General features: G+C 64.2%; 23 protein-coding genes. 9 read left to right on the top strand and 14 right to left on the bottom strand.

Features of this window, described 5'->3' with window-relative positions; translation table 11 throughout:
• Window positions 1–352: 352 nt before the first annotated feature.
• From xerD to AAFP05_RS12780, 3 genes are read right to left on the bottom strand one after another with little or no spacing between them, the layout of a single operon-like run.
• Window positions 353–1279 (bottom strand): site-specific tyrosine recombinase XerD, encoded by a 927-nt coding sequence (gene xerD, locus AAFP05_RS12770; RefSeq protein WP_341730275.1) that lies wholly within the window; start codon window positions 1277–1279, stop codon window positions 353–355.
• A gap of 22 nt (window positions 1280–1301) precedes the next feature.
• Window positions 1302–1964, bottom strand: coding sequence for an NUDIX hydrolase (locus AAFP05_RS12775; protein ID WP_341730276.1), 663 nt, complete (start codon window positions 1962–1964; stop codon window positions 1302–1304).
• A gap of 12 nt (window positions 1965–1976) precedes the next feature.
• Window positions 1977–3629, bottom strand: a complete 1653-nt coding sequence (locus AAFP05_RS12780; RefSeq protein ID WP_341730255.1) for a CTP synthase — start codon at window positions 3627–3629, stop codon at window positions 1977–1979.
• Between the two features lie 109 nt (window positions 3630–3738).
• On the opposite strand from AAFP05_RS12780, the gene AAFP05_RS12785 reads away from it, so the two are divergent.
• Window positions 3739–4791 (top strand): ATP-dependent DNA ligase, encoded by a 1053-nt coding sequence (locus AAFP05_RS12785; RefSeq protein WP_341730256.1) that lies wholly within the window; start codon window positions 3739–3741, stop codon window positions 4789–4791.
• A gap of 567 nt (window positions 4792–5358) precedes the next feature.
• On the opposite strand, the gene AAFP05_RS12790 is transcribed toward AAFP05_RS12785, so the two are convergent.
• The 5 genes from AAFP05_RS12790 to AAFP05_RS12810 all read right to left on the bottom strand — a co-directional run bounded on the left by AAFP05_RS12790 (window position 5359) and on the right by AAFP05_RS12810 (window position 9861).
• Window positions 5359–5685, bottom strand: coding sequence for a metalloregulator ArsR/SmtB family transcription factor (locus AAFP05_RS12790; RefSeq protein WP_341730257.1), 327 nt, complete (start codon window positions 5683–5685; stop codon window positions 5359–5361).
• Window positions 5660–6925: an MFS transporter gene (locus AAFP05_RS12795; protein WP_341730258.1), complete on the bottom strand. Its 1266-nt coding sequence runs from the start codon at window positions 6923–6925 to the stop codon at window positions 5660–5662. Before AAFP05_RS12795 ends, AAFP05_RS12790 begins: the two co-directional genes overlap by 26 nt.
• A gap of 57 nt (window positions 6926–6982) precedes the next feature.
• Entirely contained in the window at window positions 6983–7846 is an 864-nt protein-coding gene (locus AAFP05_RS12800; RefSeq protein WP_341730259.1) for an EamA family transporter, read from the bottom strand.
• 132 nt (window positions 7847–7978) lie between these two features.
• Window positions 7979–8776: a mismatch-specific DNA-glycosylase gene (locus AAFP05_RS12805; protein WP_341730260.1), complete on the bottom strand. Its 798-nt coding sequence runs from the start codon at window positions 8774–8776 to the stop codon at window positions 7979–7981.
• 398 nt (window positions 8777–9174) lie between these two features.
• Window positions 9175–9861, bottom strand: coding sequence for an SDR family oxidoreductase (locus tag AAFP05_RS12810; RefSeq protein WP_341730261.1), 687 nt, complete (start codon window positions 9859–9861; stop codon window positions 9175–9177).
• A 54-nt stretch (window positions 9862–9915) separates the two neighbouring features.
• Between AAFP05_RS12810 and AAFP05_RS12815 the strand changes: the two genes are divergently transcribed.
• The gene (locus tag AAFP05_RS12815; protein ID WP_341730262.1) at window positions 9916–10131 is read left to right on the top strand and encodes a hypothetical protein; all 216 of its coding nucleotides are present in this window, start codon (window positions 9916–9918) and stop codon (window positions 10129–10131) included.
• A 200-nt stretch (window positions 10132–10331) separates the two neighbouring features.
• Here AAFP05_RS12815 and AAFP05_RS12820 read toward each other — a convergent pair whose 3' ends face one another.
• Window positions 10332–10559, bottom strand: coding sequence for a hypothetical protein (locus AAFP05_RS12820; protein ID WP_341730263.1), 228 nt, complete (start codon window positions 10557–10559; stop codon window positions 10332–10334).
• A 48-nt stretch (window positions 10560–10607) separates the two neighbouring features.
• Entirely contained in the window at window positions 10608–11681 is a 1074-nt protein-coding gene (gene ychF / locus AAFP05_RS12825; protein ID WP_341730264.1) for a redox-regulated ATPase YchF, read from the bottom strand.
• A 123-nt stretch (window positions 11682–11804) separates the two neighbouring features.
• On the opposite strand from ychF, the gene AAFP05_RS12830 reads away from it, so the two are divergent.
• Window positions 11805–12338, top strand: coding sequence for a DUF4190 domain-containing protein (locus tag AAFP05_RS12830; protein WP_341730265.1), 534 nt, complete (start codon window positions 11805–11807; stop codon window positions 12336–12338).
• On the opposite strand, the gene AAFP05_RS12835 is transcribed toward AAFP05_RS12830, so the two are convergent.
• On the bottom strand, window positions 12335–13618 hold the full coding sequence (locus AAFP05_RS12835) for a M18 family aminopeptidase (RefSeq protein WP_341730266.1): 1284 nt from the start codon (window positions 13616–13618) through the stop codon (window positions 12335–12337). The genes AAFP05_RS12830 and AAFP05_RS12835 overlap by 4 nt on opposite strands.
• Before the next feature lie 183 nt (window positions 13619–13801).
• Between AAFP05_RS12835 and AAFP05_RS12840 the strand changes: the two genes are divergently transcribed.
• From AAFP05_RS12840 to AAFP05_RS12860, 5 genes are all read left to right on the top strand, one after another.
• Window positions 13802–14566, top strand: coding sequence for a GntR family transcriptional regulator (locus AAFP05_RS12840; RefSeq protein ID WP_341730267.1), 765 nt, complete (start codon window positions 13802–13804; stop codon window positions 14564–14566).
• Between the two features lie 93 nt (window positions 14567–14659).
• Window positions 14660–16108 carry a DNA recombination protein RmuC gene (locus tag AAFP05_RS12845; protein ID WP_341730268.1) on the top strand — a complete coding sequence of 483 codons (1449 nt, stop codon included), beginning with the start codon at window positions 14660–14662 and terminating at the stop codon, window positions 16106–16108.
• 127 nt (window positions 16109–16235) lie between these two features.
• Window positions 16236–17213 carry a 4-hydroxy-3-methylbut-2-enyl diphosphate reductase gene (locus AAFP05_RS12850; protein ID WP_341730269.1) on the top strand — a complete coding sequence of 326 codons (978 nt, stop codon included), beginning with the start codon at window positions 16236–16238 and terminating at the stop codon, window positions 17211–17213.
• Window positions 17213–18448, top strand: a complete 1236-nt coding sequence (gene xseA / locus AAFP05_RS12855) for an exodeoxyribonuclease VII large subunit (RefSeq protein WP_341730270.1) — start codon at window positions 17213–17215, stop codon at window positions 18446–18448. The genes AAFP05_RS12850 and xseA overlap by 1 nt, the downstream gene beginning before the upstream one ends.
• Window positions 18445–18651, top strand: a complete 207-nt coding sequence (locus AAFP05_RS12860) for an exodeoxyribonuclease VII small subunit (protein ID WP_341730271.1) — start codon at window positions 18445–18447, stop codon at window positions 18649–18651. Before xseA ends, AAFP05_RS12860 begins: the two co-directional genes overlap by 4 nt.
• Before the next feature lie 41 nt (window positions 18652–18692).
• On the opposite strand, the gene AAFP05_RS12865 is transcribed toward AAFP05_RS12860, so the two are convergent.
• Together AAFP05_RS12865 and AAFP05_RS12870 are read right to left on the bottom strand one after the other, a co-directional pair.
• Window positions 18693–19988: a PhoH family protein gene (locus tag AAFP05_RS12865; RefSeq protein ID WP_341730272.1), complete on the bottom strand. Its 1296-nt coding sequence runs from the start codon at window positions 19986–19988 to the stop codon at window positions 18693–18695.
• 147 nt (window positions 19989–20135) lie between these two features.
• The gene (locus AAFP05_RS12870; protein ID WP_341730273.1) at window positions 20136–20807 is read right to left on the bottom strand and encodes a hemolysin III family protein; all 672 of its coding nucleotides are present in this window, start codon (window positions 20805–20807) and stop codon (window positions 20136–20138) included.
• 117 nt (window positions 20808–20924) lie between these two features.
• Between AAFP05_RS12870 and AAFP05_RS12875 the strand changes: the two genes are divergently transcribed.
• Window positions 20925–21701, top strand: coding sequence for an isoprenyl transferase (locus AAFP05_RS12875; protein ID WP_341730277.1), 777 nt, complete (start codon window positions 20925–20927; stop codon window positions 21699–21701).
• Window positions 21702–21733: 32 nt separating this feature from the next.
• On the opposite strand, the gene AAFP05_RS12880 is transcribed toward AAFP05_RS12875, so the two are convergent.
• The coding region (locus tag AAFP05_RS12880) for a thioredoxin domain-containing protein (RefSeq protein WP_341730274.1) at window positions 21734–23796 on the bottom strand (2063 nt) is incomplete at its 5' end.

The following is a 23796-nucleotide window of genomic DNA, read 5'->3' on the forward strand; positions in this document are numbered from 1 at the left end:
ACCCCCACCAGAACCACAATCCCAGCCGAAGCGACCCGACCAACTATACCGAACCAAACCCCAGACATCAAATCCACGATTCAAACCCGGCCCCGAAATCCCGACCCAAACATCAAGACCCCGACCCCAGCCAACCATCCACTCCGAGCGGGCCCCAACCGGACACACACCCATCTGCACACAGTCAACCAGAAAGCCAATCACCCACCACGACCCGCGCCGACCACCAGAGATAAAACCCCTAGCCAGAACCCCAACCACACGAGTTCCTGATCACCACCAGCCCCAGAAGGCTCCGCCAACATTACACACGTTCCGCAAGGCGCGCAAATCGGGGGGTGGGGTGCCGATCTCAGCTGCGAGCTCGGGGGTGCGCAGACCGGTAGACCTCTCGTAGGTGTTCCACCGTTACCTCGGTGTAGATCTGGGTAGTCGTCACCGACGCATGCCCTAGTAATTCCTGAACTACCCGCACGTCGGCTCCACCATCCAACAGATGCGTCGCGAAGCTATGCCGCAAGCTGTGCGGCGATATTTCGCCGCTTATGCCGGCCTGTTCGGCACGCATCCGAATGATTCCCCATGCGCTCTGCCGGGAAAGTCGCTTTCCCCTGGTATTCACAAATAGTGCTGCAGTAGCGCGGCCGGCGGCTTCGATCAGCGCCGGTCGTCCGCGAACCAGCCAGGCATCCAAAGCCGCGCGCGCATAGCTGCCTAGCGGTACCACTCGTTGTTTGTCTCCCTTTCCGATCAACCGGAGCCCCATTTCGGGATCGGCGAGCACCCGGGTGAGGTCGTCCACATCGAGATCAGTCACCTCGCTGATGCGCGCGCCGGTCCCATAGAGAAGCTCGAGCAACGCCCCGTCTCGCAGCCCTATCGGTGTGCTTCGGTCAATGCCGTCCAGCAATCTCCGCACGTCCTCGACCGACAGCGTCTTGGGGAGTCGTTTGCCGATGACCGGCGGGCTCACCTCGGCAGCCGCGTTGTCGGCAGTCAGCGCCTCGGAGGCTGCGAACGAGTGCAGGGCCCGCACCGCGACGATCATCCTGGCGACGCTCGACATCGCCAATCCCCGATGTTCGGCATCTCCCGAGGCCAGGCTCATCTGAAACGCCTCGACATCGGGGGCTTTGACCTGGGCGATGTCATCGATGCCGCGCTCGGTCAGCCAAGCCGTGTATCTGGTCAGATCCCGGCGATAGGCGGCGACCGTGTTGCGGGAGAGCCCACGCTCGACAATCAGATGATCGAGATAGCCCTTTACCACGCGTCGCAGTCGTGGCGCGATCGGGCACGCCTCAGCTGAACTCGCGATCGCGCTGCTCCTTTGCCCTGCGGGCCGGCCAATCCGCCTCGGCCGGACGCAGTCGGTCAATGCGTCCCTGCTCGACGGCCAGCGCCAACGCCAATGTGCCGCTCACCATTGTCGGACTCTGGATTTCACCCTGATAGACGAGCTTGACCAGGCGCTCCAATGGCAGCCAATAGAGGCCCATGTCGGCTTCCTCACCCTCGATGACGAAGCCGTCGGGAAGGTCTGTCGGACTCAGATCGCGGGCCAAGAAGATGCGGATCGACTCCTGCAGGCCACCCGGCGAGGTGAAGATGTCGACCAGGGTGCGCCAGTCGGCGGCGGCCAGCCGGGCCTCCTCCGCGAGCTCACGCTGGGCGGCGACCAATCCGGACTCGCCGATGTGATCGAGGATGCCGGCGGGCGGCTCCACCAGCCGGTATCCGACAGGATGCCGGTACTGATGGACGACAGCGATACGACCCTCATCGTTCATTGCCATCACCGCCACCGCTCCGGGATGCTCGACCCATTGACGGACGATCTCGTCGCCATCCGGGGTAGAGATCCGGTCCTCGACGAAGTCTTGGACGCGCCCGGTGGCCTTGACCTGACGCTCCACGACCGGCCAGTCCTCCGGCTGGTCGACAACGCCCATGAGATCGTCCATCATGCGTCCCTTCTAATCGCCGGTGTTGCGCTGTTCGTGGTAGTCGACCGCGGCAGCAATCAATCCCTTGAACAACGGATGCGAGCCTATCGGACGCGACTTGAACTCGGGATGGGCCTGAGTGGCCACGAAGAACGGGTGCAGCTGGCTGGGCAACTCAATGAACTCCACCAGATTGCGATCCGGCGACAGTCCTGAGAAGACCAAGCCGGCTTCTTCGAGCTGCCCCCGATAAGCGTTGTTGACCTCGTAGCGATGACGATGGCGTTCGGAGACCTTCGCACGTCCGTAGAGCTGATGCACCAAAGTGCCCTTGACCAGCTCGGCCGGATACGCGCCGAGTCGCATCGAGCCCCCCATGTCGCCGTCGCCCGAGACGATGGCCTGCTGCTCGGCCATGGTCGCGATCACCGGAGCCGGGGTGTCGGGCTCGAACTCGCTCGACGCCGCCCCCTCGATTCCGGCCAGATCTCGCGCCACCTCGATCACCATGCATTGCAGGCCCAGGCAGAGTCCCAGAATCGGGATCTTCTTCTCGCGCGCGTACCGGATAGCCCCGAGTTTGCCTTCGACGCCGCGAATACCGAAGCCACCGGGTACGACGATGCCGTCGACATCGCCCAGATGCTCTGCTGCGCCCTCGTCTGTCTCACAGGTGTCGCTGGCAACCCAGCGGATGTCGACCTTCGCCCAGTTGGCGAAACCACCGGCGCGGATAGCCTCGACGACACTCAGATAAGCGTCCGGCAGGTCGATGTACTTGCCCACCAATGCGATCGTCAGCCGATGCTTCGGGTGATGGATGCGGTCGAGCAGGTCGTCCCACTTGGTCCAGTTGACGTCGCGGAAGCGCAACGCCAGCCGGCGAACCAGGTAGGCGTCCAGGCCCTCGGAGTGCAGCACCTTCGGGATCTCATAGATGCTGGACGCATCCGGGCAGCTGATCACAGCCTCCGTGTCGACATCGCAGAACATCGCGATCTTGCGCTTGATCGAGTCGGGGATCGGCATTGCAGACCGGCAGACGATCGCGTCCGGGACGATGCCCGAACCACGCAATGCCTGCACCGAATGCTGAGTTGGCTTGGTCTTGAGTTCGGCGCTCGGTCCGATGAAAGGGACGAGCGAGACATGCAGGAAGAAGACGTTGTCGCGTCCGATATCGGCGCGCACCTGACGGGCTGCCTCCAAGAACGGCTGGGACTCGATGTCTCCGACCGTGCCACCCATCTCGTGGATGACGATGTCGTCGTCGGGTTGGGCCACTGCCAGCATGCGTTCCTTGATCTGGTTGGTGATGTGCGGAATGACCTGTACACACTCACCCAGATAGTCGCCGCGCCGCTCGGCCTGAATCACGGTCGAATAGACCTGACCGGTGGTGACGTTGGCCTCGGCGCTCAGATTGCGATTGAGGAAGCGCTCGTAGTGGCCGATGTCCAAATCGGTCTCGGCGCCGTCGTCGGTCACGAAGACCTCACCGTGCTGGAACGGATTCATCGTTCCGGGATCGACATTGAGATAGGGATCCAGCTTCTGCATGGTCACCCGTAGTCCACGGGCCACCAGCAGGCTGCCAAGACTTGATGCTGTCAAGCCTTTTCCCAACGAGGAGGCAACGCCTCCGGTGACAAATACGTGCTTGGTCTGTTTAGCGCTACCCACGGACCTTCAGCCTACAGCCGTCGGAGCCGGCATTCGTTTCGGGCGTGTTACGGCTTGGCCCGCCTCCCGTCTCAGCGCCGGCTGATGACCGCCGTGCTGGAATGGGTGCATGAGCCTGCCAATCGAGCTGCCCATCGATCCGATGCTCGCCAGCGCGGTCGACCGGATTCCGGAAGGACCCGGATTCGCGCACGAGCCCAAATGGGATGGGTTTCGTTGCATCATCAGCCGCGACGGTGACCGCATCGCGCTCGATGGGCGCGGCAAGAAGCCGCTGACGCCGTATTTTCCCGAGGTCATCAGCGGTTTGGCGGCGTGGCTTCCCGATGGGGCGATTCTGGACGCCGAATTGGTCGTCCGGGCCGGCGAGCCCGGCGAGCAACGCCTCGACTGGGATGCGCTCAGCGCACGAATTCATCCCGCGGCATCGAGGATTGCGAAGCTCAGCCAACAGACGCCTGCCGAACTGGTCTGCTTCGATGTCATCGCTCTTTGCGGCGCCGATCTGATGGGGCTGACCTGGGACGAGCGGCGCGATCGGTTGGAATCGGTCTTCAGCTCGGCGGGGGCCCACCACGGAGCCCATCTGAGCGCGATCATGCTCGAACTGGGCGAAGCCAAGCGCGCGTTCGACCAGTTCGAGGGTGCCGGCCTGGACGGTGTTGTATCGAAGCCGCGCGATTCTCACTATCTACCTGGCAAGCGCGGCTGGAAGAAGACCAAGCACTCTCGCACCGCGGAAGCCGTGGTCATCGGCTACCGGATCCACAAGAGCGGCCATGGCGTCGGATCGTTGATGCTCGGCATGTATGACGCGTCGGGCAACCTGGTGCCGGTGGGCGGGATCGGCGCCTTCTCGGATGCGGTACGAGAACAGCTCATCGACGAGTTGTCGCCGCTGGTGATCCGGGATGCATCCGGAGAACCGGTGATGCTCGACAAGCCGCGGTCGCGTTTCGCGAGGCCGGGGGCGGCGGCCCAGTCGGTCTCACTCCAGCCCGAATTAGTGGTCGAGGTGGCGTTCGACCAGCTTCAAGGCGCACGGTTCAGGCATGCGGTCACGCTGCTGCGTTTCCGCCCGGATCGCGATGCCCGAAGCTGCCTGCTGGACCAGGTGGAGCGAGCGCACTCCTATGATCTTGCTCAGGTGCTGGCCGATTAAGCTCGTTGCTTATCCTCTTTTGGGGGCGGCTTTCCCGTCGAGCAGCACGTCGGCTTCGCGTGACGCGTGGCGAGTCGCCGGCGGCGATGGCGTCGGCGGCAAGCTGGGATCGACGTATCTGCGGCCGCCATGCGCGGTGCGGGTCACTCCCGCGAGCGCGACTCCGGTGATGGTCCTCGGGACGAAACCGCGCTAGTCGGCGACAAAACCGCGCTAGTCGGCGACGGACCAGCGCTCGTCCGAGCCGGTAACTGGACCCACGACGGTGCGGCTGCCAGGACTGCGAGTAATGGTGGTGTCGCATGGGCGCAGCCCAGGATGCGGCGGGGTGACCTCGTTCTTGAAGGCCTGGCTCCGGAGGACAAAACCGATCAACGCGCTTCAGTGGTCCCCAGATGCCGATTTGGCCGACGAACTGCGCCTATTTGGCGATCCATGGAGCAACCAAGCACGTCGCGTCGATCTAGCCGTCGGCGCGCTCCAAGATCGCCTCCGCGACGTCTCCGGTTTCTGAGGCAGGGTGAGCCCGCGCAGCTTCTTGCGCAACGTCTAGGACCCTCCGATCAGTCACTGTCGGTGATGCGGTGGAACCTTGTAGAGCGCGTGCTCGCTGAGCTGCAACGCATTGGCCACCAGGCGGGCAAGGTGTTCGTCCGGCTGGGTGTAGTAGCTCGTCACGCCCGCCTTTCGGACCCTCACCAGGCCGGCGCTACGCAGCCTGGCGAGATGCTGCGAGATGGCAGGCACCGGGCGTCCGAGGCTGTCAGCGATCGCCGTGACCGACATCTCGCTACCGTCGAGCATCGCGAGTATGGCCAGCCGTGTTCGGTCGCCGAGCAGGCGCAGAATGCCAGCAGCGTGATCGAGTTCAGGATCCTTCGGTGGCGTCTGCACGCATGACCTCCAACATCTCCGGCTCCGGTACGGCCCTCCACAGCAGGGTAGCCAATACCGCGGCGGCCGTCGCAAGACCCGCCAGTGCGAACGCCGTGGTGGACAAGCCGGCCAGCCCAAGCGCACCCGCCAGCGGATAGCAGATCAGCCAGCAGGCGTGCGAGAGGGAGAACTGCGCGGCGAAAGCTGCCGACAGTTCATCGGGCGGAGTCTCCCGGCGGATGATGCGCCCGATCGGGGTCTCCACCGCTGACCAGGCAAGCCCGATCAAGTACCAGAGCGCTGCCAGGATGACTATTTCGGGCCCGCCGGATGCCGATAGCAAAGCCACCCCCGCCAGCGCGGTGAGCGCGGCCAGTGATCCGGCGGCAGGCAGCATGATCGTCCGTTCGTCGACCCGGCGCAAGACCCGGGGTAGCACGAGCGCGGCGGTCATCGACCCCGCACCATTGATGGCAAGGAAGACCGCGACCGCCGATTGGTCCAGACCGATGTCGGAACGGACGATCACCACGGTGTGGACGAGCACCAGCGAGACTGCTGCCGCACTCACGAGGTTGAGCGCCAAGATCGGACGCAGTCCCGGCCTGCGAGCGAAGTGCGCGATTCCGGAGCGGGCCCTGGCACCGAAGGGACGTATTGGGCCCTCGCGCGGATCGCTGAGACCCAGCGATTTCGGTAGTGCCGCCGACAGCACGAGCGCCGCCGATCCTGCGAAGCCGAGCGCAGTTCCGAGGAAGAGCGTATTCGACTGCATGACGAGCAAGAGCAGTGCCGCCAGCATCGGGGAGGCGATCGATTCGAGGTCGTACGCGAGCCGAGAGAGCGACAATGCCTGGGTGTAGTCGTCCTCGTCGGGCAGCACAATCGGGATCACCGATTGGAACGTCGGTGTGAAAGTGGCCGAGGCGGACTGCAGCACGAAGACCAGGAAGAAGATCTGCCAGGGCTGGCCGGCGAACGGTAGGCACAGCGCAATGACGACCCGCACGATGTCCGCGCCCACCATGACGTTGCGGCGTGGCAGCCGGACCAATGCGGCGTTCATCAGCGGCGCAACGAAGACATAGGCGATCATCTTCACCGTGAAGATGCCGCCGAGCACCACGCCGGCATGCCCGCCGGCAACGTCGTGGGCGAGCAGCCCAAGGGCGACGGTCGCCAAGCCTGTTCCCACCAGCGAGACGACCTGGGCGGCGAACAATCTCAGATAGACCCGGCTCCGCAGAACGTTCAACATGACGCCATTATTTACATCCTTGCGCAGTTGCGCAATGATTGATCTGACTATGGCAGGTCAGATGATCATGATCAGAGTTCCAGCGACGATCAGACCCAAACCTCCGAGTGCTCTAGGAGACGGTCGTTCGCCGAAGAAGACCGCTGCGAGCAGCACGGTGACCACGATGCTCAGCTTGTCTATCGGGGCCACCACGCTCGCCGGGCCATCCTGCATAGCGCGCCAGTAGCACAGCCAGGACGCCCCGGTCGCCACGCCCGATAGGGCGATGAATCCGAGTTCGCGTCCGGGAATGGCGCGCACCGCATGGTGCTCGCCTTTCACGATCACCACGATCCACGCCGTGACCAGCACGACTGCCGTCCGGATGGCGGTGCCCAGGTTCGACTCGACATCGGTGATCCCGATCTTGCCGAGAACGGCGGTCAGTGCCGCGAAGACCGCCGAGCCGATGGCGTAAAGCAGCCATGCCCCACGCCCGGAGGTGTCGTGATGACCGGGCGTCCACTCGATCATCAGATAGGTGCCGACCCCGATCAGCGCGATGCCGATCAGTCTGGTCGCGAGATTGTCTGTCTCCCCAAGCAGGATGATGGCCAGTAGGACTGTCAGCACGATGCTCGACTTGTCGATCACCGCGACCTTGGCGACCTGACCGAGTTGCAGAGCACGGAAATAGCAGAGCCAGGATGCTCCGGTTGCCAGCCCCGAGAGGGTCAGGAAGATCCAGGTGCGTCCGCCCAGACCAGCGATTTCGGGACCCGACCCAACGATCAGCACCATCAGCCAGGCGCCGGCCAGCACGACGATGGTGCGCAACCCGGTGGCCAGGCTCGAAGGTGTGCTCCTCACACCGGCCTTCGCGAGCACGGCGGTGAGACCGGCGAACAGCGCCGAGCCCAACGCATAAGCGATCCACATCAGCGGCACCTCACATGCGGTCAGAACTCAGAGGCCGCAGCATGATCGCGGCGACCGCGCTGGTCGAGGCGCCCCAAACGACCGCGCTCCAACGCGATGGTCCGTCGGCGTCGTTCTCGGACGATCCCGTCATCACGATGAACGCCGAGTCTGCCAGACCGCACGCCAGTGCTCCGCGAGGGTGTCTATATTCGCATGTGCGTTGAGCCCACTGGGCTGAGGAATGACCCATAGCTTCACCTCCAACGGCCATTCGGGAATTACTGAGACATCTTGTTCGCCCAGCCTCGCCTTCGGCTGCGAGAACGCCACCCGGAAGGCCGTGATCCCCGCGATGGCTACCACAAACGGACGAAGCCTCACGACGCGCTGCGTCAAGCGCTCACCGCCGGTACGCAACTCGTCACGGGTCAATTCGTCGGCGCGGACGGTCGCCCGACCTACCAGGTTCGTCAGGCCGATTCCCCGGTTCAGCAGCTGAGCTTCGTCTTGTGGGCTCAGCCCAGCTGCCGCGTCGACGCGATGGTCAGTGAGTCCTGCCCGATGAAGAGACGGCCAAAACCTGTTGCCCGGACGCGCGAAGGGTGCATTCACCGCGGCGGTCCACAGCCCGGGGTTGACGCCAACAATGAGCATGTCCAGCCGACGGCCATCGGCCGGCAGGATGTCGTCGATCGCGTCGGGATCATCGGTGGCAAAGCGCTCGAGGTCCTCGCGGGTGGGTCGTCGTCCACCCATCGGGGACGGTCGGCGCGGCACGCCGGTCACGTTGTTCTCGTCACTCATCATTCGCTCGGGGGTCGTCATTTGCTTGGGGTCGCTGTTGTCGGGGTGGCTTCGCTGCAGCGGCCAGTGCCTTGATGTCAGCAGGAGTCGTCCGGCAGCACCCACCCACCAGCACTGCACCCAGATCCGACCACTCGGATACATGCTCGGCAAGCGTGCTCCCCGACGGGGCCGCATTCCAGGTACGGGTAGGGCCATAGTAGACCTCACCGGAATTCGGATAGGCGATCAGCGGCAACCGCCCGACAATGAATCCACCTGTTTTCCCATCGCTAAAGCGCGAGGACCAACCGCAGGCCTTCATCGACTCGAGCCATCACTGACGAGAAGAGACATCCACCGACAGGTCGTCTGAGTTGCCGCTCACGATGCCTCCTGACTCCTACATTTGGCGGGGCTCACTCAAGCTTCCGTCGTCGCTTCCACAATCTCGGTCGGCTGCGCGATACGATTCCTGATTCATGCCAAGTATTCAAAGCCGGGCTCTCTGGATGGACTGGTGAGCAGGCAACTGGGCTGCGGTCCTGGTCTGGCATATTGCACTAGCGGATTGCCTTGGCGATCGGAGTATCGCCGTCGTAGAAATTCACCGTCTCTCGGATTGCCGCATTGTGCGTGACTACATGCGTGATGACCGCTGCAACGTTCTCCCGGGACGTCACCGCCTGCCCTTGGGCGGCCGGTTCGCCATTGATCCCGCCATCCGGATCGGCAATCGTAATCTCGCCGCTGCCAGGTGTCAGCGTTAGCGCGCCCGGGCCGAGAATCGTAAAGTCCAGTCCGCTGTAGCGCAGGTAAGCATCGGCGGCATGCTTGGCCTGCACGTAGGGGTAGAACGAATCACTTGGATCGACGCGATCGAGATCGACATCGGCGCCCGCGTAGGAGACCATGACAAATCGGGTGACTCCGGCGCGTTGTGCTGCGTCCATCGCCCTGGTCGCCGCCTGATAGTCGATGGCGTTGGTACGTTCCGGACTGCCACCGCCGGCACCGGCCGAGAAGACGATCGCGGACGCACCTGCGAAAACCTCGGCCAGCTTCTCGACATCAGCCTGTTCGATGTCGAGAATCACCGGGTGGCCGCCCGACTGCTCCACATCTACGTGCTGTGCGGGATTGCGTATCACCGAGTCAACCGCGTATCCGGCGGTTCGGAGTTTGGGTGCTGCGAGCAAAGCTACCTTGCCGTGCCCGCCGATAATCACGACCCGCTGTTCGGATGCCATGTAGCTCTCCTGTCTGTTACATTGCGGCCTTCATTCAGCACAACAACAAAACGCGTGGCTGCAATCCTGATGCACGGCTCAGACGACTATCAATCGAAGACCCGGATCTACGGAACGAAGATCATCGGGATCGGATGTCACAACGACCTGTCCCTGGTCTCGTGCCTGGAGCGCGACGTGAACATCAACAATGTCGGCATGGCCACAGCGGCCACACAATACGCCGACCGCTCGCGCGGTGATCTCGTCAAGCGGCGGCACATCGACTAATGGGTCTCCGAGCAGGCTTGCCACCCTCGCCTGACGTGGTCCACCGCGCCAGGCCTGAGCGACGACCCCTGCCGGAACTGCGAGGCGGATTCCGCCTTCCACTGCTCGACGAAGCAGCGCCCGCACCCGCGAATCCCCTCGCTCCAGAGCAAGTAGCGCGCCCGTATCCAAAGTCAGCCCGGTCGCCGCGCCCCGCACGGTCACTTCAGCCCCAGAGCTTCATCAGCCCAGGCCAAATCGTCTGCTTCCACCGGCCCCAACTCGCGATCAAGATCGTCCAAAAGCTCAGCAAGGCTGTCTTCGCGCTCAGCACGCGCGACCGCGGCTGCAATGAACCCCGAGACGGACTGGGCCCGGCCCTGGTCAACCGCATGGCGGATGGAAGCGACCTGTTCGTCCGGAAGGCTGATCGCGATCTTTGTGGTCATACTGGAATCATACCAGCCGGATGCGATCGGACGTCGTCTAGCTACGTCCTACACGTTGAACCGGAACTCCACGATGTCGTTGGGAGCCATCACATAGTCCTTGCCCTCGAGGCGCACCTTGCCGGCAGCCTTGACCGCAGCCTCGCTGCCCAGTTCGACCAGATCGCCATAGTCCATGATCTGCGCCTTGATGAAACCCTTCTGGAAGTCGGTATGAATCACGCCAGCGGCCTCGGGCGCGGTGGCACCCTGCTTGATCGTCCAGGCGCGGGACTCTTTGGGCCCGGCGGTCAGGAAGCTTTGCAGGCCCAGCGTCTGGTAGCCGACACGCGCCAACTGATTCAGCCCAGGCTCGTCCACGCCGGCATCGGTGAGGAATTCACGGGCCTCGTCCTCGTCCATCTCGACGAGTTCGGACTCGAACTTCGCGTCCAGGAAGACGGCTTCGGAGGGCGCGACGATCTCGGTCAGCCGGGCACGCAGGCCGGTGTCCGCGAGCTGATCCTGATCGAGGTTGAAGACATAGATGTACGGCTTGGCCGTCAGCAGAAAGAGATCGTGCAGCGGCTCGGGATCGAGCCCGGCCTGGAAGACTCCCACCCCGGAGTTCAGCGTCTGCTGCGCGGCGACCCAAGCCTCGTACTTCGGACGCGATTCCTTCTTGATCCGGGCTTCCTTCTCCAGCCGCGGCAGCGCCTTCTCGAGGGTTTGCAGATCGGCGAGGATAAGTTCGGTGCGGATGGTGTCGAGATCGGACGCCGGGTCGACGCGGCCGTCCACATGGGTGACGTCGTCATCGGTGAAGACCCTGGTCACCTGGCAGATCGCGTCTGCCTCACGGATATTGGCGAGGAAGGCATTACCCATGCCCTCACCCTGCGAAGCACCCTTCACGATGCCGGCGATATCGACGAAGCTCACCGTAGCCGGTACCAGACGCTCGGAATCATAGATCTTGCCGAGGACGGCCAGCCGCTCGTCGGGGACGCCCACCACTCCGACATTGGGCTCGATGGTCGCGAACGGATAGTTCGCAGCCAGCACAGTGTTGCGGGTCAGTGCGTTGAACAAAGTGGACTTGCCCGCATTGGGCAGCCCGACGATTCCAATGGTAAGTGCCACGTCGCACCAGCCTACTCAAGGTTGAGCCGCTCGTCCGCATCCCCTGGGTACCCCGGCCGTGACAGGATTGACCAAGGTGAGTGGCCGCAGGCCGCCCCAAACCGGCAGCCAGGAGGCAGAAAAATGAGCAGCGAAGGCAGCTGGCAGCATCGCGATGCCGATCCGGACGCTGCCTTTTGGAGCGGTGAGGCCGACCGGCGCGCCGACAGCGGCTCGGACTACAACGGCTACGGCCACCAGGCACAGGCCCTGCCAGCTGCGGCACGCCCACCGGCCGAGCCACCTGCACCTGCCGCATACCCGCTTGCCGGAACGCCCCAGAAGCCGGTGCAAGACCGCTGGTCACAGCCGTTCGACGGCTCGACGCGGCCCCCGATGGTCCCCTACACGAACCCGGGCAATTATCCGCGGCCCGATCATCCGAACGCGACCCCGTCCCTGGCGCTCAGCATCATCGGACTCTTTCTTCCGATCCTGAGCCCGATCGCACTGGCGATGTCGATCCGCGCGCGCAAAGACATTCGCGAGCACCCGGGTGTCTACAACGAGGCGAACAACCTCACCGCGAGCACGGTGGTCGGGGCGATCGGTACCGCGGTGCTCGCCGTCTCGGTCATCTTCTTCGTCTTCGTGTTCGCTGTGGCAATCTTCGCCTAGTCAAGCTGGAGCAGACCGGCAGACAGCTGAGCGAAGCATGCGATATCGGCCACAGCGCACAACTCCCGCGCCGAGTGCATGCTCATTACCGCCACTCCGGCGTCGACGGTATTAATGCCAAGCCGAGTGGCCAGCAGCGGACCGAGGCTGGTACCACCGGGGATATTGCCGTTGTTGACGAAGACCTGAAAGTCGATGCCGGCCGCAGCGCAGGCGCGCGTCCACGCAGCTGTCGAAACCGCATCGGTGGCGTACCGCATCGGCGCGCTCCATTTCAGCACCGGGCCACCGCCCAACCGGGGCTGAATGACCGCGTCATGACGCTCCGGACGGTTCGGATGAACGCCGTGGGCCACGTCGGCCGAGAGCGCGACCGCCCGAGCGAGCCAGGCAAGATGGTCGTCCTCGCTGAACCCGTTCGCCAGGCTGAGGCGGCGAAGAACCTGCGCCAAGAAAGGCCCGGACGCTCCGCTGGGAGTCCCGGACCCGATCTCCTCGTGATCGAAGGCCGCCAGCAGCTGAACATGCTCGCCGCCGACCGAGGTCAGAAATCCCGACAACGTGCTGAAGACCGAGGCAAGGTTATCGAGCCGGTAGGAGGCCAGCAGCTCGCTGTGCAAGCCGAGCAGCGCCGGAGGCTCGGACGGGACGAAGAAGAGCTCCTCGGCGGCGATCTGATCTGGTTCGAGCCCGGCTTCTTCCGCGATCACTGCCGCGAGTTCGTCGCCACCGACCGGGTCACCGGAGCTGTCGAGGCAGACGATGGCGTTCAGGTCACGCTGAGCGTCCACCGGCAGATTCCGGCCCAGCTCCCTGTCGAGGTGCACGGCGAGCGTCGATACCCTGGCGAACCCGGGCGTACGCAGCAGATGTATGCCGCCCTCGGTGTCGATCACCCTTCCGGCCAACGCCAGGTCGCGATCGAACCAGGTCGGGACGATCGGGCCGCCATAGATCTCGGTCTCGGCCAGCAGGTAGCCCCCGCGGCTTCCAACGCCTCGCGGCTTGAGCTTCAGCGCAGGCGAATCCGTGTGCGACGCGACGATGCGCAGCGCGGTCGTTCCCGTCCAGGTCTTAGGCAGACGCCAAGCGATCACCGCCCCGTCGCGACGGACGAAGCCGTTCTCGGGCGGCCGGCGCCACGCCGACGTCTCGAATACCTCGTGAAAGCCGGCAATCGTCAGCTGGGAGGCGATGGTTCGAGCTGCGTGGAAAGACGTTGGCGATGCCTCAATGAAATCGATGAACGCGGCGGCGTGAGTGTGGGGGACGGCAGGCATGTGAACAGGCTAGACCAGGGCGTGGCCAGCGCAGGGACAACATACCGAACAGCTAGACTCGCGGGTAATTGGCGTTGTGAGCACCCGGCATGGGCTATTCGGGCATGCCTTGTGCCCCGCGTCGGATAGGGAAGCATTGGCCGCGGATACCGGGGCCTTCTCCTACGCAAGGAACGAGAGAACGTGACGCAGCCTCGACCGGAGTCGCCAGACGTGCCGTTCATCCCCGAGATCTCCATCGAACGAGACTCGGTTACTCCGCTCTACCAGCAGATCTCACGCCCGTTGAGCGAGATGATCTCGTCCGGATGGCTGGCGCCCGGCCAGCTTATCGAGGACGAGGTCGCGATGGCCAACCGGCTGCGGGTCTCGCGTCCGACCGCCCGGCGGGCACTGGAAGAACTCGTCAACCGTGGACTCGTGATCCGCCGGCGCCGGGTGGGAACCCGGGTTGCCCCACGTCATGTGCACCGCCCACTGGGACTGACGTCGTTGTACGACGACCTTGAGAAATCGGGCTACACGATCCGCACCGAGGTGCTCAGCTACGAGGTCGTGCTCGCAGATGCAGAACAAGCACTGCAGCTGAAGACGGCGCTGGGCACCGAAACGGTACGAATCCGTCGGCTGCGCTATATCGATGACTCACCGCTGGCAATCATGGGCAACCTGATCCCCGCAGACGTGGCGCCTTCGTTCCGCGAACTGAATGAACAGGGTCTATACGCCTGCATGCGCAGCCGTGGCGTCAATCCGTATTCGGCCGAGCAATCCATCGGCGCCAGGCTGGCAACCCGCAAGGATGCCGATCTACTGAACATCGATGCCGGTTCGGCCTTGGTGACAATGCAGCGCACGAGCTACGACCGCAGCGGCCGGATCATCGAACTTGGCGATCACATCTACGTCTCGTCGCTGTATTCGTATCATCTGCAACTGTTCGTGTGAGCCTGGAGCGTAGGGACCCCTCCAGCCCTGAGCTTCACCCGCGCGGCGCCCGCCTGAGCGTTTTTGTCAGTGCCACCTGGCAGGGTTGATCCCATGGACGTGAACGCATTGCTCGCATTGGTGGTCGGGTTGCTGCTGGGCGCCGCGATAGGGGTGGTTGTCACCCGTTCGCGTAACCAGGCCGCGCTCGTCGAGGCTCGCGCCGACAAGCAGACCGCCGTTGTGCAACTGCGAGCGGAACTGGCTGCCGAGGTCGCGGTGGCCGGCGCCCAGCGCGATGCGGCGATCCGGCGGTTGGACGAGCTCAGCGCCGATCGCGAGACGCTGATCAACCAGTTCAAGGTGCTCGCCGACCAAACCCTGCAGGAGCAGGGCCGCCGAGCCGACGTCGCAGCCGAACAGCGACTCAAACACACCGAGGCATTGATGATCCCGGTCAAGGAGAGCCTGACCGCACTCAATAGCCAGCTGTCGCTGGTCGAAAGCCAGCGTTCGGCACAGGCCGCCGAGTTGGGCGAGCAGGTGCGCCAGGTGATGTCCACCGGGGAATCGCTGCGCCGTGAGACCAGCGCGTTGTCGACGGCCCTGCGCAAGCCGCAGGTCCGGGGCGCTTGGGGTGAGTTGCAGCTGCGCAGGGTCGTGGAGATCGCCGGCATGCTTGACCACTGCGACTTCATTGAGCAGGCCAGCGGCGTCACTTCGGCCGATACCCGCATCAGACCGGATATGAAGGTGATGCTGGGCGGCGACAAGTTCGTCTATGTCGATTCCAAGGTGCCGCTGAGTGCTTTCCTGGACGCGCAGGAGGCCACCTCCGCCGTCGATCGGCAGGCCAGATTGCAGCAGTTCGGCGAGAACGTCAAGAGCCACGTCGATCAGCTGTCCGCCAAACAGTACTGGAAGTCGGACACGGGCACGCCCGAGTTCGTCGTGCTCTTCATTCCTAGCGAGGCGCTGGGTGCAGAAGCATTGGCGCAGCGTCCTGATCTGCATGAGTATTCGGCGGCCCGCAACATCATCATCGCAACCCCCACCACATTGATCGGCCTGCTGCGGTCGGTCGCCTACGGCTGGAAGCAGGCTGCTCTGGCAGATTCGGCGGCTGAGGTCTTCGCTCTGGGCCGCGAACTCTACGACAGGCTGGTCACGATGGGGGGCTCGTTCGCCCGGCTCGGACGTTCACTGCAGCAGTCGGTGAACCATTTCAACTCGGCGGTCGGCTCAATGGAGACCCGCGTGCTGGTAACTGCCAGGCGTTTCCGCGACCTGCAGGTCACCGAGAAGGAGCTGACCTCACCGCAAGGCATCGAACAAGCTGCCCGGCCGCTCTCGGCCCCAGAACTGGTGGCGGACGCAGACACACAGGTCCTGCCCGCGGCAGCGAAGATGCGCCTGATCCAAACCGACGACATCGAAGATCCAGGCGCCACTGAGGCAGAGTTGCTGAACAGGCCCGAACCGACGATCGCAGAACTGGTGGGCGACGACCAACAACTGGGCAGGTCCGCTGGACCGGGGCTGGGCGAACTCGGCAGCCGATGACGGCAGCAACGCTGGTCTGTTGTCAGCGACTCCGAGCGACGGGCCTGCGACTCCGAGCGACGAGCCGCACGCACCTGCCTGCCGGACGGCGCCGAGTTGCTTTGACTGGCTCCCTAGGCTTATCGATATGACTGATCAAGGGCTCCAGGCTCCCACCAAACGCGTCGTCGTGGCCGCTCCGCGCGGCTATTGCGCAGGCGTTGACCGAGCAGTGGTCACAGTCGAGCGGGCCCTGCAGGAATACGGGTCGCCGGTCTATGTGCGCAAGCAGATCGTCCATAACAAACACGTCGTCGAAGGGCTCGAAGCCAAAGGCGCCATCTTTGTCGATGAACTGGACGAAGTACCCGGCGGCGCCCTGGTCATCTTCTCGGCCCACGGCATCTCGCCTCAGGTCCGCGAGCAGGCCGAGACGCGGGGGCTGCGCACCATCGATGCCACCTGCCCGCTGGTCACCAAGGTGCATCATGAGGCCAAGCGGTTCGCGGGACAAGGACTGCCTATCCTGCTGATCGGGCACGGCGGGCACGAGGAGGTCGAGGGCACCACAGGTGAGGCTCCCGACTCGATCGTCCTCATTCAGCATCCTGACGACGTCGATACCCTCGAACTGCCTACCGATCAGCCGGTGGCCTGGCTCACGCAGACGACGCTGAGCGTCGACGAGACCGCTCAAACGGTGGGCAGACTGCGCGACAAGTTCCCGCAGCTGGTCGATCCGCCGTCCGACGACATCTGTTACGCCACCCAGAACAGGCAAGATGCGGTCAAGCAGATCGCCTCCCATTGCGATCTGGTGGTCGTCGTCGGCTCACGTAATTCCTCGAACTCGGTTCGTCTGGTCGAAGTCGCGCTGGAGGCAGGGGCCCATGCCGCGTACCGGGTAGACGATGCGTCCGAGATTGACCCTGCATGGCTGGAATCGGTCAACGAGATCGGCGTGACCTCCGGCGCCTCGGTACCCGAGCGTCTGGTGGATGGGGTCCTCGACCGACTGGTGGAACTCGGGTTCCCACCCGCGGTCGAGGAGCGCCTGGTCGACGAATCGCTGACCTTCGCACTGCCTCCCCAACTACGCAAACACGATACGCGCCGGCGGCGCTGATGGCGATCACCGCGCCCAGTACCGCACGTAATTCCCCCGAATCTGCTCAGCCACTCGGCGCCGTCATCGAGCAGGTGCGCGGCTGGGTCGAGCGTTGCGGCTGGATCTGGGTCAGCGGTCAGGTGATCGAGCTGCGCCGTCGGCAGGCACCCACCCAGTTCCTGACCTTGCGCGATTCGCGCAGCGAGCATTCGGCGACCATCACGTGCAGCACCCAGGTGCTGGACACCGCCGGCCCGCTCACCGAGGGCATGACGGTGCTGGCCTGTTTGACCCCGCGAGTCTGGGCGAAGAACACGAGCCTGTCGTTCGAGTGTGCCGAGTTGCGGATCGCCGGCGAGGGCCGGCTGCTCGTCCAGCTCGAGCAGCTCAAACGCAAGCTGCAGGCCGAGGGCCTTTTCGATTCGGTCCGCAAGAAAAGGCTCCCGTTCCTGCCCGAGGTCGTCGGTTTGATCACCGGCGCGGGCAGCGCGGCCGAGCGCGATGTACTGAGCAATCTGCAGCGCCGTTGGCCCGGGGTTCGGGTTAGGGTGCGGCATGCTTTGGTGCAGGGCCCCGATTCTGCGGCCGATGTGATGACCGGCCTGGCCGAATTGGACGCCGACCCCGGCATTCAGGTCATCATCATCGCCCGCGGCGGCGGATCGCTGGAAGACCTGCTGCCGTTCAGTGACGAGGGCCTGGTGCGTGCGGTGGCCGCCGCCAGGACGCCGGTGATCAGCGCTATCGGTCACGAACCCGACAGCCCTATCCTCGACCTAGTGGCCGACAGGCGGGCATCCACCCCAACCGAGGCCGCGAAGATCGCTGTGCCGGATGCGCGCGAGCAGGCCGATCAGATTGCCGTGCAACTGAATCGGCTGCGACAGGCGATCATCACACGGGTTCGCGGCGAGCAGGACTGGCTCAGCCAGGTGAGATCCCGCCCGGTGATGCGCGACCCGGCAGGCGGTTTCGCCGTCCACCAGGAGTGGCTGGATGCCACCTGCAACCGGCTGCAGCGCGCCATCGATCAACGCATTGCGGACGAACGCACCGGCTTGGCGCACGCGCTCAGCGCAGTGCGGTCGATGTCACCCAAGGCCACCTTGGAACGCGGTTACGCGATCGTCGCGGACGCCGAAGGCGGTTCGGTGACCTCGGTCAACGACACCGATCCCGGCGACCAACTGCTGCTCTATCTCTCCGATGGACAACTCGTCGTCGAAGTGGACTACCAGGAGGAAGAGAAATGACCACACCCGAAACCGAACTGAGCTACGAACAGGCTCGCCAACAGCTCGCCGAGGTGGTCACCAAGCTGGAGTCCGGCGGAGTGCCACTTGCCGAGTCGATGCGGCTGTGGGAGCGCGGCGAACAGCTCGCCAAGACCTGTCAGAACTGGCTGGACGGAGCCAAGGCCAAGATCGACGCCGCCCGCGGCCAGCAGTCCAGCTGATCTGCCCAACGCCCGTCGAGACAACACCCGACCCGAAACGCTCAGAACCCCTCGAGCATCTCGGTGACCAGCGCGGCGATCGGGGAACGCTCCGAGCGGGTCAGGGTGATATGCGCGAAAAGCGGGTTGCCCTTCAGCCGTTCCACAACTGCGGCGACACCGTCATGACGCCCGACCCGGAGGTTGTCGCGCTGGGCAACATCGTGGGTGAGCACCACCCGCGAGTTCTGGCCGATACGGCTCAGCACCGTGAGCAGCACATTGCGCTCCAGCGACTGGGCCTCGTCCACGATGACGAAGGCATCGTGCAGCGACCGCCCGCGAATGTGAGTGAGCGGCAGCACCTCGAGCATCTCGCGCTGTTGCAGTTCTTCGATGACATACTTGCTGGTCACCGAGCTGAGCGTGTCGTAGACCGCCTGGCTCCACGGATTCATCTTCTCTTCCTGGCTGCCGGGCATGAAGCCGAGTTCCTGGCCGCCCACCGCGAAAAGCGGCCGGAAGACCATCACCTTGGAGAACTCCCGGCGCTCCATGACGAGCTCGAGTCCCGCACACAGCGCCATCGCAGATTTTCCGGTGCCTGCGCGGCCACCGAGGCTGACGATGCCGACCGTGGGGTCGAGCAACAGGTCCAAGGCGACCCGTTGCTCAGCGCTTCGTCCGTGTACCCCGAAGGCTTCCAGATCCGTTCGCACCGCGGCGATGCGTCCATCGGCGAGTTTGCGGCCGAGCGCCTTGCTGGTCGGCGAGCGCAGTAGCACACCGGAGTTGACGACGATCTCGTCCGCATCCGGCACCTGGACCGAGCCCGCAGCGTAGAGTTCGTCCACAGCGGTCGCTGAGACATCGATACTCACCATGCCCGTCCAGCCGGAGTCCAATACCTGCTCGTTACGGTATTCCTCAGCCTTCAGCCCCATCACCGCTGCCTTCACGCGCATCGGCAGGTCTTTGCTGACCACCACGACATCGTGGCCCTCGGCGGAATAATTCTGCGCGACCGCGAGGATCCGCGAGTCGTTGTCGCCCACACGGAACCCGGGTGGCAGCAGATCAGGGCTCATGTGGTTCAGTTCGATATGCAGGTGCCCACCGTCAGCGTTGATCTGGATCGGCTCATCCAGGCGGCCTTCGGTCTGCCGCAGATCGTCGAGCAAGCGCAACGCACTGCGGGCGAAATAGCCCAGATCGGGGTGATGGCGCTTCGACTCGAGTTCGGTGATCACCACGATCGGCAGGACGACGTCGTGCTCGGCAAAACGCACGACGGCATGCGGATCGCTGAGTAATACCGAGGTATCGACGACATAGGTCTTGATAGCAGCTCGCTCCATACCCCGACGCTAGATGCCCGGACCACGCCGAGGCGAGTCCTCCACGCATTCGGTTCGCGAAATGTTCACTTTTTCGATGCCACCCAAGGCACGAGGTTCTCGATCACGGCATGTGGTCCACGCTGCTGCGGGCCGACCGCGAGTCGGTCATCGGACGGCAATCAGTATCGCCGCCCAGTGGCACGCAGCTCCGAGCACGGTCCCGGCGTGGAAGATCTCGTGGAAGCCGAACCACTCCGGGTTGGGATTGGGACGCTTGAGTGCGTAGACCACGGCGCCGGCCGAATAGAACAGGCCCCCCGCGATCAACAGGATGACGGCCGCAGGCCCGCCGGCCGACCACATCTGCGGCATCCAGAAGACAGCGCACCAGCCCATCACGAGATAGAGGCCGACATAGAGCCAGCGCGGGGCGCCCATCCACAGCACGCGGAAGCTCACATCCAGCGCGGCGATGCCCCAGATGAGGCTCAGCAGAGTCACCCGGGAGCCACCGCTCAGCAAGGCGACCGCGAGCGGGGTATAGGTACCGGCGATGAAGATCGCGATATTCGAGTGATCGATACGCCGCAGAACCTCTAAGACCCGTTCGCTCCACTGTCCACGGTGGTAGGCCGCAGAGTTACCGAAGAGCATGATGGCGGTCAGCGTCCACACCGCACAGGCGATCCGCAGGGGCACGGTATCTGCTGCAATCAGCAGAATGAGCCCGCCGACCAGTGCGATCGGCGTGGTGACGAGATGAAACCAGCCGCGCAGCCTGGGTTTGACCTCAAGCGGCGCAACCAAGGTCGGGGTCTTCACAGCAGCGACATCCATGTAACCTACGGTACCGTAGGTTTTCGGCCGAGGGAATCGCGACCATAGAAACGCGGTTAAATTGGCTGCATGGCAATGGTCAACGTGCAGTCCGGAATCACCCGGGCGCTCGACCTCATGCCGCGTGAGCTCAAGAAATTGGCCTACCGCGTCTACGAGTCTCGGCTACGCAAGCAGCTCAACACCGATGCGCTCCCCCAGCACGTCGCGGTGCTGGCGGACGGCAACCGGCGCTGGGCGCGGGCCAACGCGCCGGACCTTCCACTGGCCGCCGGCTATCAGGCCGGCGCAAGCAAGCTCAAGCAGTTCGTCGCCTGGTGTGATGAAGTCGGGATCCAGGTGGTGACGCTGTGGGTTCTGTCGACCGAGAACCTGAACCGCGACCAGGACGACGAGTTGATGCCGCTGCTCGACGTCATCGTCCAGCTCGTCAGTGACCTGGCAGCGGTCGGTGACTACCGCATCATGGTGGTCGGCGACCTGAGACTGCTGCCCGATGAGATCGCCGACGCGCTGCGCAAGACCGTTGCCGCGACACGTTCACGGCGAGGCATGCATGTCAACGTCGCAGTCAGCTATGGCGGACGCCACGAACTGGCCGACGCGGTCCGCTCATTGCTGGCCGAGGAGGCCGCCAAAGGAACCACGTTGAGCGAGCTGGCGGAAGGCCTGGAGATCGATCAGATCTCGGAGCATCTCTACACCCGAGGCCAGCCCGATCCCGATCTGATCATCCGAACCTCGGGCGAACAACGCCTGAGCGGCTTCCTGATGTGGCAGTCGGCGCACAGCGAGTTCTACTTCTGCGAGGCGCTGTGGCCCGATTTCCGCAAGGTCGACTTCTACCGCGCGCTGCGCGATTACGAGCAGCGCGAACGCCGCTACGGGGTCTAAGAGATTGCGCAATCTCTCAGCGGCCGGAATGCCTACTCGGTCTCCCAGAGCAGCGCGCGCAACTGCGACCAGTCGCTGACCGCCAGCTGGCAGGTCCGTGCTCGGCAGACATAGGCCGTCGGCTGTCCGTCCAGCTCCCTACGATCGGCAAACAGCTCACCGAAGCCCTCGGTTGCGGATCCGCCGCTGACCACGACGCTGCCCCACGGTGCCAGCCGCCAGGCGGCCTGAGCGATCTGGGAGGCAGCAGGATGCTCCGACTCGTCCACGATCACGATCTCGGCAGGCCCCCAGCCACGTTCGGTTTCCGAACGAGCCAACAGGCTGGCGAGCCCCCAGCCACTCGACCGGGGCGACGCGGCCAGCAGCGGACGCAAAGACGTGGCCGCGGCATCGGCGCGGGTCAGCAGGTCCGAGCGTCCAGTGAGCTTCGCAGCCAACCGCAGCGCGACCTCCATGACCGAGGTGGCGCTCGGGAGTTCTTCATCGGCGAGCCGTTTCGGACGCTCGAAAAGCCCCGGGTGCAGCGCCGTCGTCTCGTAGAAGCCCCCGTCGACCGCAGAGAACAGCTCAACCGCACGTTCCAGCAGACCAACAGCCGGATCCATCCAGACAGGATCACCGGCCTGAGCCAGGCTCAGAAAGCCGAGCGCCGCGCACGCGTAGTCGGAGCAAACCCCGTCCGCTCCGACGATGATGCCGTCATCGGTCGCGATGCTCGCGCGCGCCAACACCTGCCGGTCACCATCCCAATGGTTGGCCCACAGATACTCACCGCAGGCCCGGGCAAGCTCACGCCATCCGGGCTCACTGAAGACCATGCCGGCACGCACCAGCGAGTCGATCAGCAACCCATTCCAGGCGGTCACGACCTTGTCATCGCGCGACGGATGCGGACGACGCTGCCGGATCGCCTTCAGCACGGCCCTGATATTTGCCACCCTGCCGGGGTGTGGCAGACCATGGAATTGCAGAGTCGACATTCCGCTACCGTCGGTGGGCGCATGCGCACCGGCCGGCAGGTTGCCCTCGTAGGTGACGTGGAAGACGCCCTGCGCGAAACGGGAATCCTTGCCGAGATACTCGTCAAACAGCTGTGGACTCCACAGGTAGTAGGCCCCTTCAGCCCGCTCCTCGGAGCCGGTTCGGGAGTCGGCGTCCAGGCTGGACGCGAAAGCCCCGCCTTCGAGCCGCAACTCGTCTTCGAGGAACCCCACGATGCCGCGCGCGACGCTCTCGAAGAGCTCTCGCTGCTCGGTCCCATCGTCGGGGACCGCGCGTAGCCAGCCACGGGTATAGGTTCCCAATAGCAAAGCATTGTCGTAGAGCATCTTCTCGAAATGCGGTACTTCCCAGCCGTCGTCGACCGCATAGCGGTGAAAGCCGCCACCGACCTGGTCGTGGATCCCACCACGCAACATCGCTTCCAGCGCGAATAGCGCCGCGTCATTGGCCACCTGATCGGTTCGCACGAACAGCGCATCCAGGACCGGCGCCTGGGGGAATTTCGGTGCCGTGCCGAAACCGCCATGCTCGCGGTCGACATCGGCAAGTACGAGTTCGGTCAACGTCTCGGGTATGAGGGCGGCGTCGGGGGTACCCAGAAGTGATGGACGATCGAGGGAGACCAACCTGGACGTAATCAGGCGAGCCGAGTCGATGACCTCCGGACGACGGTCGCGCCAGGCTTCGGCGAGGGCCTCGATCAACTGCGTGAACGATGGCAACCCGAAGCCGGGCTCAGGCGGGAAGTAGGTGCCCGCAAAGAAGGGCCGGCCATCGGGCGTGCAGAAGACGCTGTTCGGCCAGCCGCCTTGGCCGGTCAGCGATTGGGTCGCGCGCATGAATGCCTGATCGACATCGGGGTGCTCCTCGCGATCTACCTTGATGGCGACAAATGACCCGTTGACCAGCGCGGCGACCGCAGGATCGCTGAAGGTCTCGGCGGCCATCACATGACACCAATGACATGACGAGTACCCGATGCTCACGAAAACCGGCACGTCACGGCGCCTGGCCTCGGCGAAGGGCTCCGGGCCCCAAGCCCACCAGTCGATGGGATTGCCGGCGTGCTGACGCAGATACGGACTGGATG

It is taken from the genome of Brooklawnia sp. (genome assembly GCF_032229645.1).
Lineage (GTDB): Bacteria > Actinomycetota > Actinomycetes > Propionibacteriales > Propionibacteriaceae > Brooklawnia.

Bases quoted from the DNA above. Each gene is read 5' to 3' on its own strand.
- AAFP05_RS12775 (WP_341730276.1), bottom strand. From the start codon at position 1,964: ATGGACGATCTCATGGGCGTTGTCGACCAGCCGGAGGACTGGCCGGTC.
- AAFP05_RS12785 (WP_341730256.1), top strand. From the start codon at position 3,739: ATGAGCCTGCCAATCGAGCTGCCCATCGATCCGATGCTCGCCAGCGCG.
- AAFP05_RS12795 (WP_341730258.1), bottom strand. From the start codon at position 6,925: ATGTTGAACGTTCTGCGGAGCCGGGTCTATCTGAGATTGTTCGCCGCC.
- AAFP05_RS12800 (WP_341730259.1), bottom strand. From the start codon at position 7,846: ATGTGGATCGCTTATGCGTTGGGCTCGGCGCTGTTCGCCGGTCTCACC.
- AAFP05_RS12805 (WP_341730260.1), bottom strand. From the start codon at position 8,776: ATGTATCCGAGTGGTCGGATCTGGGTGCAGTGCTGGTGGGTGGGTGCT.
- AAFP05_RS12810 (WP_341730261.1), bottom strand. From the start codon at position 9,861: ATGGCATCCGAACAGCGGGTCGTGATTATCGGCGGGCACGGCAAGGTA.
- AAFP05_RS12820 (WP_341730263.1), bottom strand. From the start codon at position 10,559: ATGACCACAAAGATCGCGATCAGCCTTCCGGACGAACAGGTCGCTTCC.
- AAFP05_RS12830 (WP_341730265.1), top strand. From the start codon at position 11,805: ATGAGCAGCGAAGGCAGCTGGCAGCATCGCGATGCCGATCCGGACGCT.
- AAFP05_RS12835 (WP_341730266.1), bottom strand. From the start codon at position 13,618: ATGCCTGCCGTCCCCCACACTCACGCCGCCGCGTTCATCGATTTCATT.
- AAFP05_RS12845 (WP_341730268.1), top strand. From the start codon at position 14,660: ATGGACGTGAACGCATTGCTCGCATTGGTGGTCGGGTTGCTGCTGGGC.
- AAFP05_RS12850 (WP_341730269.1), top strand. From the start codon at position 16,236: ATGACTGATCAAGGGCTCCAGGCTCCCACCAAACGCGTCGTCGTGGCC.
- xseA (WP_341730270.1), top strand. From the start codon at position 17,213: ATGGCGATCACCGCGCCCAGTACCGCACGTAATTCCCCCGAATCTGCT.
- AAFP05_RS12860 (WP_341730271.1), top strand. From the start codon at position 18,445: ATGACCACACCCGAAACCGAACTGAGCTACGAACAGGCTCGCCAACAG.
- AAFP05_RS12865 (WP_341730272.1), bottom strand. From the start codon at position 19,988: ATGGAGCGAGCTGCTATCAAGACCTATGTCGTCGATACCTCGGTATTA.
- AAFP05_RS12870 (WP_341730273.1), bottom strand. From the start codon at position 20,807: ATGGATGTCGCTGCTGTGAAGACCCCGACCTTGGTTGCGCCGCTTGAG.
- AAFP05_RS12875 (WP_341730277.1), top strand. From the start codon at position 20,925: ATGCCGCGTGAGCTCAAGAAATTGGCCTACCGCGTCTACGAGTCTCGG.